At 65.7% G+C, this 11,915-nt stretch carries 9 protein-coding genes and 1 pseudogene; 9 read left to right on the plus strand and 1 reads right to left on the minus strand.

Annotated features, from left to right (window positions below; genetic code table 11):
- Positions 1-239: 239 nt before the first annotated feature.
- From ABH933_RS20610 to purU, 3 genes and pseudogenes are all read left to right on the plus strand, one after another.
- Positions 240-545 (plus strand): annotated as a pseudogene (locus ABH933_RS20610) (DUF5994 family protein); the annotation flags it as partial.
- A gap of 354 nt (positions 546-899) precedes the next feature.
- Positions 900-3,365, plus strand: coding sequence for a GcvT family protein (locus ABH933_RS20615; RefSeq protein WP_429425958.1), 2,466 nt, complete (start codon positions 900-902; stop codon positions 3,363-3,365).
- A gap of 101 nt (positions 3,366-3,466) precedes the next feature.
- Positions 3,467-4,318, plus strand: a complete 852-nt coding sequence (gene purU, locus ABH933_RS20620; RefSeq protein WP_429425957.1) for a formyltetrahydrofolate deformylase — start codon at positions 3,467-3,469, stop codon at positions 4,316-4,318.
- A gap of 18 nt (positions 4,319-4,336) precedes the next feature.
- Here the strand turns inward: purU and ABH933_RS20625 are convergent, their stop codons facing one another.
- Positions 4,337-5,053: a GntR family transcriptional regulator gene (locus ABH933_RS20625; protein ID WP_429425955.1), complete on the minus strand. Its 717-nt coding sequence runs from the start codon at positions 5,051-5,053 to the stop codon at positions 4,337-4,339.
- A gap of 70 nt (positions 5,054-5,123) precedes the next feature.
- On the opposite strand from ABH933_RS20625, the gene glyA reads away from it, so the two are divergent.
- Genes glyA through ABH933_RS20655 form a run of 6 tightly spaced genes read left to right on the plus strand, consistent with a single transcriptional unit; the run spans position 5,124 to position 11,861 of the window.
- Positions 5,124-6,452: a serine hydroxymethyltransferase gene (glyA, locus tag ABH933_RS20630; protein WP_429425953.1), complete on the plus strand. Its 1,329-nt coding sequence runs from the start codon at positions 5,124-5,126 to the stop codon at positions 6,450-6,452.
- The gene (locus ABH933_RS20635; RefSeq protein ID WP_429425951.1) at positions 6,452-7,687 is read left to right on the plus strand and encodes a sarcosine oxidase subunit beta family protein; all 1,236 of its coding nucleotides are present in this window, start codon (positions 6,452-6,454) and stop codon (positions 7,685-7,687) included. The genes glyA and ABH933_RS20635 overlap by 1 nt, the downstream gene beginning before the upstream one ends.
- 12 nt (positions 7,688-7,699) lie before the next feature.
- The gene (locus ABH933_RS20640; protein ID WP_429425949.1) at positions 7,700-7,978 is read left to right on the plus strand and encodes a sarcosine oxidase subunit delta; all 279 of its coding nucleotides are present in this window, start codon (positions 7,700-7,702) and stop codon (positions 7,976-7,978) included.
- Positions 7,975-10,836 carry a 2Fe-2S iron-sulfur cluster-binding protein gene (locus ABH933_RS20645; protein ID WP_429425947.1) on the plus strand — a complete coding sequence of 954 codons (2,862 nt, stop codon included), beginning with the start codon at positions 7,975-7,977 and terminating at the stop codon, positions 10,834-10,836. Before ABH933_RS20640 ends, ABH933_RS20645 begins: the two co-directional genes overlap by 4 nt.
- A complete protein-coding gene (locus ABH933_RS20650; protein ID WP_215923361.1) occupies positions 10,829-11,419 on the plus strand; it encodes a sarcosine oxidase subunit gamma in 591 nt (196 codons plus the stop codon). The genes ABH933_RS20645 and ABH933_RS20650 overlap by 8 nt, the downstream gene beginning before the upstream one ends.
- A 28-nt stretch (positions 11,420-11,447) precedes the next feature.
- Positions 11,448-11,861 (plus strand): glycine cleavage system protein H, encoded by a 414-nt coding sequence (locus ABH933_RS20655; RefSeq protein ID WP_429425945.1) that lies wholly within the window; start codon positions 11,448-11,450, stop codon positions 11,859-11,861.
- Positions 11,862-11,915: the final 54 nt, after the last annotated feature.

Consider the following 11,915-nt stretch of genomic DNA (forward strand, 5'->3'; position numbering starts at 1 on the left):
CTCTGAGGAGTGCAAGCACTTTGCAGGTTACGCCACGGCGGCGACACAGGGGTCGAATGGGCATCGACAGTCGTGGGTTCCGGTAGTAACCGCCGAAAGTGGGCGGATTTGGTGTGGCTGCTGGTCGAGGGGTGTCAGGTTTCGAAGTAGCCTTCAGGGATTTTCGAAGTCTTCTTCAATGATGTCCGGGGCGCCGAAAAGGCCGGTGGCGCGATGGACGCCGCGACACCGGATCGGCACCGGCCGACGGGGCCTGGTGGCCGTGGACACCGAACCTCACCACTGAACTGCACGACCTGATCAGCGCGCTCACCCCACGGCTGGGCACCCTCGCCCGGATCGAATTCGCCTGGAACACAATCAGCCTCGCACAACGCCGCATCGAGGACTGCGACGGCGTGCACACCCACGGCCCCGAACCCGATCAACCACCCGATGTCATGCAACTGCTCGGCACCAACGGCACCAGCCCGACCCTGTTCATCATCGCCTCCGACACCGACCTACGCCTCGCCGGCGAACGAATGCAGCAAACAATCGCATGACCTCCCACCGATCCGGGCTCGAAACCGCCGCTCGCCAGGGCCGCAAGGGCGGCCGACCGCGGGTGGTCGACGAAGACAAACGTCGCGCTATCCTCGCCCGCCGCGACGAAGGCCAGTCGCCACGCGAGATCGCCCGCGGCGTGGGGTCAATGCAGTGGTTCACGGTGTGCACTGAACCACCAACGGTCCCGCGTCGATTCCTCCTGTTGACCATGACCGCGACAACGCTTACGCTGATTGGTATATCAGTTATAAACACAGTTGTTGCGCAGGCTCCGTCACAGAGCGGGTGAGTCCGCGCCGCTGTAGGCGCCAGGCATCGCGCGTCGGCAACCGCCACAGGAAGGGACCACTATGGGTACGTCGCCCCGCGTCGTGATCATCGGAGCCGGCATCGTCGGCGCCAACCTGGCCGACGAGCTGGCCGCTCGGGGCTGGGACCGGATCACCGTGCTCGATCAGGGCCCGCTTCCCCTGACCGGCGGTTCGACCTCGCACGCACCCGGCCTGGTCTTTCAGACCAACGCCTCGAAGACGATGACCGAGTTCGCCCGATACACGGTCGAGAAGTTTCTGAGCATGGACGTCGAGGGCCAATGGTGCTTCAACCAAGTGGGCGGCCTCGAGGTGGCCACCACCCCGGAGCGACTCGCCGACCTGCACCGCAAACAGGGATGGGCGACATCGTGGGGTATCGCCGGCACGGTCATCGATCCCGCGGAATGCGTGAAACTGCATCCGCTGGTGGACGAGAAGCAGATCCTCGGCGGTCTGTACGTGCCGACGGACGGGCTTGCCAAGGCCTCACGCGTCGTGGTCGCGTTGGCGCGCCGCGCGCAGGTGCGCGGTGTGGTGTTCCGGGGGCAGACCCGAGTGACCGGGATCAAGCAGAGCAACGGCCGGGTCACCGGCGTCGAAACCGCCGATGACGTGATTCCGGCCGATATCGTGGTGTCCTGTGCGGGCTTCTGGGGGCCCGAGATCGGCGAGATGGTCGGCATGGACGTTCCGCTGCTGCCTTTGGCGCACCAGTACGCCAAGACCGGCCCGATTCCCGAACTCGTGGGCCGCAATACCGAAGTGGCCGAGGCGGGATTCCCGATCCTGCGGCATCAAGACCAGGACCTGTATTTCCGCGAACACATCGATCGCCTGGGAATCGGCAGCTACGCGCATCGCCCCATGCCGGTCGATCTTCGTGAATTGGCCTACGGCAGCGATGTTTCCGAATCGGATATGCCGTCGATGCTGCGGTTCACCGAGGAGGACTTCGCACCGTCGTGGAAGCAGAGCAAGCTGCTGCTGCCTTGTCTCCAGGACGCGAAAGTACAGGAGGGATTCAACGGTGTCTTCTCGTTCACTCCTGACGGCGGACCGTTGATCGGCGAATCGGCCGACGTCTCGGGGTTCTGGATCGCCGAGGCAGTCTGGGTGACACATTCGGCCGGTGTCGCCCGGTCGGTGGCCCAGTTGCTGATCGACGGGCGCAGTGAGATCGAGCTGCACGGCTGCGACGTGCACCGATTCGAAGAGGTGCAGCTGGCCCCGGATTACGTCCGCGAGACCTCGCAGCAGAACTTCGTCGAGATCTACGATGTCCTGCACCCCCTGCAGCCACGGGTCTCGCCCCGCAACCTGCGGGTGAGCCCGTTCCACGTCCGCCAGCAGGAACTCGGCGCCGTGTTCCTGGAGAGCGCCGGCTGGGAGCGCCCGCACTGGTTCGAAGCGAATGCCGCCCTGCTCGAAGATCTTCCGGCCGAGTGGACTCCTCCCGAGCGGGATCCATGGTCGGCCCAGTTCTACTCTCCGATCGCCGCGGCGGAGGCCTGGCGCACCCGCACCGCGGTCGCGATGTACGACATGACTCCGCTCAAACGGCTCGAGATCGCCGGACCAGGCGCGCTGGCCCTACTGGACCGACTCACCACCGGGAAGATGGACAGGTCCGTCGGATCGGTCACGTATACCCTGGCCCTGGACGATGCCGGCGGGATACGCAGCGACCTGACGGTGACGCGGCTGTCCGAGGACACCTTTCAGGTCGGCGCGAACGGCAACCTCGATCTCGACTACTTCCGCCGGCAGGCTCCCTCGCACGGTAGCGTGCAGATCCGGGACATCACCGGCGGCACCTGCTGCATCGGCCTGTGGGGTCCGCGCGCCCGAGACCTGGTCGAGGCCCTCAGCAGCGACGACTTCTCGAACGAGAACTTCAAATACTTCCGCGCCAAGAAGGTTCGGATCGGCGGCATTCCGGTGACGGCGATGCGCCTGTCGTACGTCGGTGAGCTCGGCTGGGAGCTGTACACCTCCGCCGACAACGGCTTGCGGCTGTGGGATCTGCTCTGGGCGCAGGGGCGCAAACACGGGGTCATCGCCGCCGGAAGAGCCGCCTTCAACAGCTTGCGGCTGGAAAAAGGGTACCGGTCATGGGGCACGGATATGACGACCGAGCACAACCCCTACGATGCCGGGCTCGGTTTCGCGGTACGAATGAACAAGGGCGACTTCGTCGGTCGCCTTGCCCTGGAAGGTCTCTCCGAGGAGACGGTCGAACGCCGGCTGGCCTGTCTGATGGTCGACGATTGCCAGTCGGTCGTGCTCGGCCAGGAGCCCGTCTTCATCGATGGCCGACCGTCCGGATACATCACCAGCGCGGCATTCGGCCACACTGTCGGCGCCCCGATCGCGTATGCGTGGTTGCCCGCGTCCACCGAAATCGATACTTCGGTGGAGATCGAATATTTCGGCACACGAATTTCCGCCACGGTTGTCGCCGAGCCGCTGTTCGATCCCGAAATGAAGAAAATCAAGTCCTGACTCGGCTCGGGTGGTCCCGGACGGAGCGGGACCACCCAGCCCGCCGCTTCCGCCGCGTGACGCCGATCGCACCGACAACGTCCGCAATCCTGGAGACGCAGATGCCGAACAATACTTTCACTCTCACCCTGTCCTGCGCACAGCGTTTGGGCATCGTCCACGCCGTCAGCGCGTTCTTGTACCAGCACGACTGCGATATCGCACAGCATCAGCAGTTCGACGATACGAGGAACGGCTCGTTCTTTCTGCGCACTTCGTTCATCCCCAAGGACGACACCGACGTCGCACATCTGACCGAGCAATTCGAGTCCGTCGCCACGGAATTCGGCATGTCCTACCAGTTCAACGACTGCAAGTCCCCCCGGGTGCTCGTCATGGTCTCACGTATGGGGCACTGCCTCAACGACCTGATCTTCCGTTGGCGGGCAGGCATTCTCGGCGCCGAGCTGGTGGCGGTCGTGTCCAACCACACCGACCTGCGTCCGATGGCCGACGCGGCCGGCCTTCCCTTCGTCCATGTTCCGGTGACTCCGAACACCAAGCCGCGGGCGGAGGCCGAACTACTCGATCTCGTGCAGCGGTACGACGCCGATCTCGTCGTGCTGGCCCGCTATATGCAGATCCTGTCCGATGACCTGTGCCGGGCCCTCCATGGCCGGGCGATCAACATCCACCATTCGTTCCTACCCGGATTCAAGGGCGCGAAGCCCTATCATCAGGCCTTCGATCGCGGGGTCAAACTCGTCGGCGCTACCGCACATTACGTCACCCCCGACCTCGACGAGGGGCCGATCATCGAGCAGGAGGTCACTCGGATCGATCACTCCTACGATCCCGCACGACTGGCCACGGTCGGGCAGGACGTCGAAGCTCTGGCGCTGTCGCGGGCAGTCCGCTGGCACTGCGAACACCGAGTGCTGCTGCACGGACACCGCACCGTCGTGTTCAGTTGACCCGGCCGGAGCAGGCGACTACAGCAGTTCGCGGATCGCCTGCTCGAATCCCGTGACGTGAGCCAGGGTCAGCGAGGCCGCGGTCTCCGCGTCACCGTCCACGATGGCCTGCAGCAGCGGCACATGCTCTTTGACATGGCTCGCCACCTGCGGGAGCCGGTCGAGAAACAGGCACCAAATCCTGGTCGCATGCGAATCCAGGCTCACCAGAATGTCTTCCAGATGCGGATTGCCTGCGGCCCGGTAGATCTCGCGATGCATCCGGATGTCCTTGCGCAACAGGTCCCGCGGGTCGTCCGTATCACGGAGTTCGGCGATTTCGCCGATCAGCGAGACGAGACGATCCCGCGTTTCCACAGGCGCCGTCCTGGCCGCCCGAGCAGCAGCCATGGGCTCGAGTTGCCGGCGGATCTCGGAGATGTCGGCGAGATCGGTCATATCGACGCCGGTGGCGAACGTTCCGCGCCGGGGATAGGCGACCACCAATCGATCGCGTTCCAAGCGCTTGAGCGCTTCACGCACCGGAGTGCGGCCGACGCCGAGTTCCGCGGCGAGGTGATCGTCGTTGATCGGATCCCCCGGGCGAATATCGAGCATGACCAGCCGATCCCTGATGACCTGGTATGCGCTGTCCGCGCTCGTGCCGTTGACCGGAGCTATTTCCACAGCACGCGAGTCGATCACGCTCAGTCCCCTGTCCCACTCTTGATATACCCGAAACTCTTGACGTTCCATCCTATGTGACCTTAGCCTACCTGCAAGCTGATATACTAGTTCCATCATACTGATCTCCCAGGAGGCATACATGACGTCGGACACGTACTCGAGTCCGGCTGAGGCCGTGCAGGGAAACCCCACCCTGACCGAACAGCTTGCCGGCCTGGATCCCGATGTCTATCGGGCGATCGCCGCCGAACTCGAACGACAGCAGGGCACGCTCGAAATGATCGCCAGCGAGAATTTCGCCCCACTGGCCGTCATGCAGGCCCAGGGCTCGGTCTTGACCAACAAATACGCCGAGGGCTATCCCGGACGGCGTTACTACGGCGGCTGTGAGCATGTCGACGTCATCGAACAGCTGGCGATCGATCGTGTGAAGTCGTTGTTCGGGGCCGGGTTCGCCAATGTCCAGCCGCATTCGGGGGCACAGGCCAATGCCGCGGCGATGTCGGCGTTGTTGCAGCCCGGCGACACCATTCTCGGCCTGGATCTGGCACACGGCGGCCACCTGACGCACGGTATGAAGCTGAACTTCTCCGGCAAGCTCTACGATGTCGCCGCTTACCACGTCCGGGCGGAGGACCACCTCGTGGACATGGGCGAGGTTGAACATCTCGCTCGCGAACACCGTCCCAAACTGATCCTGGCCGGCTGGTCCGCCTACCCACGCTTCCTGGACTTCGCGGCGTTCCGGCGCATCGCCGACGAGGTCGGCGCCTACCTCATGGTGGACATGGCACACTTCGCCGGACTGGTCGCAACCGGACTGCACCCCTCCCCCGTACCGCACGCGCACGTGGTCACCTCGACCACGCACAAGACACTCGGCGGTCCGCGTGGCGGCATCATCCTGACCAACGACGCGACCCTGGCGAAGAAGATCAACTCCTCGGTTTTCCCGGGACAGCAGGGCGGCCCGCTCGAACACGTCATCGCCGGCAAGGCCGTGTCGTTCAAGCTCGCCGCCGAGCCCGAATTCCGCGAACGGCAGGAACGCACCTTGGCGGGCGCGAAGATTCTCGCGGACCGCCTGCTGCAACCGGACTCGCGCGCGGCCGGTGTCAACGTGGTCAGCGGCGGCACCGATGTCCATCTGGTGCTGGTGGATCTGCGGGAATCCGAACTCGACGGCAAACAGGCCGAGGATCGGCTGCACCGAGTCGGAATCACCGTGAACCGCAATGCGGTTCCGTTCGACCCACGCCCGCCGATGATCAGTTCAGGTGTTCGGATCGGCACTCCGGCACTAGCCACCCGCGGCTTCGATCACGATGCCTTCGTCGAGGTCGCCGACATCATCGCGACCGCCCTGCGGCCGGGCACCGACGAGACCGGTCTCGACGGGCTCCGCGCCCGGGTCGATGCCCTGGCGTCGCGCTTCCCGCTCTACCCCGGCCTGTCGGAGGTGCTGTGATGACAACCACTCAGCCACCGGGCGCCCACCTGCCCGAACACCCCGAATTCCTGTGGCGCAGTCCCGAACCGAAGAAGACCTACGATGTCGTCATCGTCGGAGGCGGGGGCCACGGGCTGGCCACCGCCCACTATCTGGCGAAAAATCACGGCATCACCGATGTCGCGGTGTTGGAAAAGGGTTGGCTCGCAGGCGGAAACATGGCCCGCAACACGACGCTGATCCGGTCGAACTATCTGTGGGACGAAAGCGCCAGGATCTACGAGCACGCCCTGAAGCTGTGGGAGGGACTCGAGGACGACCTCGATTATCCGATCTTGTTCAGCCAGCGTGGCGTACTCAACCTGGCGCACAGCCTCCAGGACATCCGTGACAGCGTGCGCCGCGTCGAGGCCAACAAGCTCAACGGAATCGACGCCCAGTGGGTGGAGCCGGACGAGGTCAAGAAGCTATGCCCGATCGTCAACATCTCCACCGATATCCGCTACCCCGTGCTCGGAGCGACCTATCAGCCGCGGGCCGGGATCGCCAAACACGACTACGTGGCATGGGGATTCGCCCGCCGTGCCGATGAGGCCGGCATCGACATCATTCAGAACTGCGAGGTCACCGGCTTCAGTACCGACGGCAATCGGGTGACCGGAGTGCGCACCACCCGCGGCGACATCGCGGCCGGGCAGGTAGCGCTGTGCGCGGCCGGGCACACCTCGACGCTCACCGACATGCTCGGCATCCGTACGCCGTTGCAGAGCCATCCCTTGCAGGCACTGGTGTCCGAACTGCTCGAACCCGTGCACCCGACCATCGTGATGTCCAACGCGATTCACGTCTATGTGTCGCAGGCGCACAAGGGCGAGCTCGTGATGGGCGCCGGAATCGACTCCTACAACGGTTACGGCCAGCGCGGCGCCTTCCACATCATCGAACGCCAGATGGCCGCCGCCGTCGAACTCTTCCCGGTCTTCTCCCGCGCGCATCTGCTGCGCACGTGGGGCGGCATCGTCGATGTGTGTCCCGACGCCTCCCCCATCGTCGGGCGCACTCCGTACGACAACGTCTACCTCAATTGTGGTTGGGGCACAGGCGGGTTCAAGGCCACGCCCGGTGTCGGCTGGTGTCTGGCCGACACGATCGCCAACGACGAGCCGCACGAGTACATCGCCCCGTTCGGGCTGGACAGATTCGTCACCGGCGCCCTCGTCGACGAACACGGCGCCGCCGCCGTGGCGCACTGAACAGGAGCGGCAATGCAATTGATCGAATGCCCGTGGTGCGGGCCACGAGAGGAAGCCGAATTCCACTACGGCGGTGAGGCTCACGTCGCATACCCCGCGGATCCACAGGCGCTGACCGACGAAGAATGGGCGCGGTACGTGTTCTATCGCTCGAATCCCAAGGGCCTGTTCGCCGAACGGTGGAACCACAGTGCCGGCTGCCGGCGGTGGTTCAACGCCGTCCGCGACACCGTCACCTACCGATTCCACAGCATCTACCGCTTGGACGAGCAGAAGCCGGCGATACCGTGAACCAACCATTTCGCACCCCCGACCGTGGCCGGATCGACCGCGATACCACCTGCACCTTCACCTTCGACGGTCGGGAGCTGACCGGGCACCCCGGCGACACGCTGGCCTCGGCGCTGCTCGCCCACGGCATCCACCGAATCACCAGCAGCATCAAGCTGGGACGGCCGCGGGGGATCTCGGCGGCGTGGGCCGAGGACACCGGCGGGCTGGTCCAGATCGAGGAGCCGTTTCCGGAGCCGATGCTGCTGGCCACGACTATCGAGCTGTTCCACGGTCTCGCGGCCCGGGGGATCCCCGGGCAGGGACGGCTGGGCGAGATTCCCGACTCGGCGACGTACGACGCCAAGCACGTGCACGCCGACCTGCTGATCGTCGGCGCCGGACCGGCCGGGCTCGCCGCCGCGGTGACCGCAGCGCGCGCCGGTGCGCGGGTGGTGCTCGTCGACGAGCAGAGCGAGCCCGGCGGCGCACTGCTGGGCTCGACCGACACCATCGAGGGCGCACCGGCCCTGGACTGGGTCGCTGTGGCGGCGGCCGAGCTGGCAACCTACCCCGATGTCCTGCACCTGCAACGCACCACCGCGTTCGGCCATTACGACGACGGCTTCGTACTGGCCCTCGAGCGACGCACCGACCATCTGGGCTGCGCCGCGCCCGCCGCGCTGAGCCGTCAGCGGGTGTGGCGCATCCGCGCGAGGCACGTCCTGGTCGCCACCGGCGCGCACGAGCGGCCGGTCGTGTTCACCGACAACGACCGACCCGGGATCATGCTGGCGCACAGCGCCCGCACCTTCCTGCACCGCTACGGGGTGAGAGTCGGTACGCAGGCGGTGGTCTTCACCACCAACGACAGCGCCTATCTCGCCGCGATCGACCTGCACGACGCCGGTATCCGGATCAACGCCGTGGTCGAGGCCCGCGACGAGGCGCCGCGACGGTGGCAGCGGGAATGCGAACGGCGGGGCATCGCCGTTCGCACCGGATCCGTGGTGAGCGGTACGCGCGGCGAGGACCGCATCACCCATGCGGTCGTGACCGGGCGCTCGAATACCGGGCGTGCGCTCCGCGTACCGCTGGCCTGCGACGTACTGCTGGTCAGCGGGGGCTGGAATCCTGCCGTCCATCTCTTCAGCCAGGCACGTGGCACTCTGCGCTACGACGACGAGCTCGGTGCTTTCCTGCCGGGTGAATCGTTGCCGGGGGTTTCGATCGCCGGTGCTGCCAACGGCGTGTTCGATCCGACGGGCTGTGTGCACGAGGGCCGCAGGGCCGGCACCGCCGCTCTGCTCGGCCTCGGGTTCACAGCCTCCGTGTCCGAGGACCTCCCCGTCGAGGACGCCGGCGAGATCGCCCCGCCGTTGGTGCTCTGGCGCGTTCCGGACACGGCCGGTGAGGCGAGCCAGTTCGTCGACGTGCAACGCGATGCGACCGTGGCCGACCTCGCCCGCGCCGTCGGTGCCGGCATGCGGTCGATGGAACACATCAAGCGCTACACCACGATCGGCACCGCGCACGATCAGGGAAAGACATCCGGTGTCCTCGCATCGGGGATCACCGCCGAACTCCTGGACATGCCGATCGAGAACCTCGGCACCACCACATTCCGGCCGCCATACACACCGGTGGCGTTCGCGGCGCTCGCCGGACGTAGCCGAGGGCGGCTGTTCGACCCCGAACGCGTGACGGCCGTGCATGATTGGCATGTCGCCCGTGGCGCGGTCTTCGAGGACGTCGGCCAATGGAAGCGCCCGCGCTACTATCCGTTGCCCGGTGAGGACATGGATGCCGCCGTGCTGCGGGAATGCACCGCGGTCCGCCGTCGCGTCGGTATCCTCGACGGTTCGACGCTCGGCAAGATCGATGTGCAGGGCCCCGACGCCGGGGCGCTGCTCGACATGCTCTACACGAACATGATGAGCACCCTGAAGGTGGGGATGGTCCGGTACGGCGTGATGTGCGGGATCGACGGCATGGTCATCGACGACGGCACCGTGATGCGGCTGGCGCAGGACCGTTTCCAGGTGTTCACCACGACCGGCAATGCGGCGAAAATCCTCGACTGGATGGAGGAATGGTTGCAGACCGAGTGGCCGCACCTGGTGGTCCGGCTCACCTCGGTCACCGAGCAGTGGGCGACTTTTCCGGTCGCAGGGCCGAAATCGCGCGAGGTCATCGCACGGGTCTTCCCGGATCTCGAGGTGAGCAACGAGGCTTTTCCCTTCATGGCGTGGCGCGACACCCGCATCGGCGAGGTGCCTGTCCGGGTGGCACGGGTGAGTTTCTCCGGTGAGCTCGCATTCGAGGTCAACGTCGACAGCTGGCACGCCACAGCCCTGTGGGAACGACTCGTCTCGGCCGGCGCCGAGTTCGGCATCACGCCGTACGGCACCGAGACGATGCATGTGCTGCGCGCCGAGAAGGGCTATCCGATCATCGGCCAGGACACCGACGGCACGGTCACACCACAGGATCTCGGAATGAGCTGGGCGGTGTCCAAGAAGAAGGCCGATTTCGTGGGCAAACGCTCCTTCACACGCGCGGAGAATCTCAATCCACTGCGCAAGCAATTCGTCGGGCTGTTGCCCGTGGACCGAGACACGGTGCTGCCGGAGGGCGCTCAGATCATCGAACCGGTCACCGACGGTCAACTGCCGCCGGCGCCCGTACCGATGCTCGGGCATGTCACCTCGAGCTATCGCAGCGCCGAACTCGGCCGCCCGTTCGCACTTGCCCTGGTCAAGGGCGGTCACTCGCGAATAGGCGAGACCCTGCACGTTCCCGTGGACGGCACGCTGGTACCGGTCGAGGTCACCGGCACCGTCCTGGTCGATCCCGAAGGAGCACGGCGCGATGGCTGACACTCTCACTGCGGCAAGCCCGTTGCACGACTGGCGGCAACGGTTCGGTGAACTTCCCGCATCGGTGACCATGGCGGAGGAACCGTTCCTCGCGATGGTGGACCTGTGGGTGGACCCGGCCGGGCCCGGCCACACGGCGGCGCGCGAGATACTCGGCTTCGACCTGCCCACCACACCCGCGACCGCGGCCGGCGTGTCACACACGAGTGCGATCTGGCTGGGCCCGCAGGAATGGCTGGTGACCAGCCGCACGATCGCGGCGAACACACTGGAAACCGAACTGCGCGCGGCCGTCGGCACGCACGGCGGCGCGGCCGTCGACGTCTCCGGTCAACGGACCGCAGTGCGGCTCAGTGGGTCTCGTGTCCGCGATGTCCTTGCGAAAGGCTGCTCGATCGACCTGCACCCGAGGGTCTTCCGCGCCGGTTCGGCGGTGCAGAGCATGCTCGGCCTCGCAGCAGTAGTGCTGATCGCCCTGGACGACTATGGGACCGACTACCGAGTCCTGGTGCGGTCCTCGTTCGCGCGATACCTCGCGCAGTGGCTGACCGACGCCGCCGCAGAGTTCGGCACCGGCCGATAATGCAATCAGCCACAAGGAACGGAACGTCATGCAGGTTCAGCACTTTCCGATCGACCGCACATACAGCAACCAGCACAGCTGGCTGGCATTGGCTCCCGGCGACCGCTTTGCCGACTATCCGATCCGCGCCGGTCTGACTCCGCTCGCCGTGCGCGGGCACGAGGTCGTCGCAGTGGAACTGCCGCCGGTCCGCAGCATCGTCGCGGCCCGCGTGCCGTGCGGCTCGGTCCGGCTCGCCGGACGACCGGCATTTCCGATCTACTCACCGATCGCCGGCATGATCACCATCCATAACGCCGAGGCGATCGCGAGGCCGGAATCGGTGGCCGAGGACTCATTTCACACCGGTTGGCTGTTCGCGGTGCTGCCGACACCCAGTTCCTCGACCAACGGGCTACTGACACGCAGGCAGTACCTCGAGGAAATCGGAGCGACAGTATGAGATCGTCCGTCCAGCGTATCGATTCGCCGCAGCGACCCCATACAACTCCGTTCA

Source organism: Nocardia sp. GP40 (assembly GCF_050434125.1).
In the GTDB taxonomy this organism is placed as follows: Bacteria; Actinomycetota; Actinomycetes; order Mycobacteriales; family Mycobacteriaceae; genus Nocardia; species Nocardia albiluteola.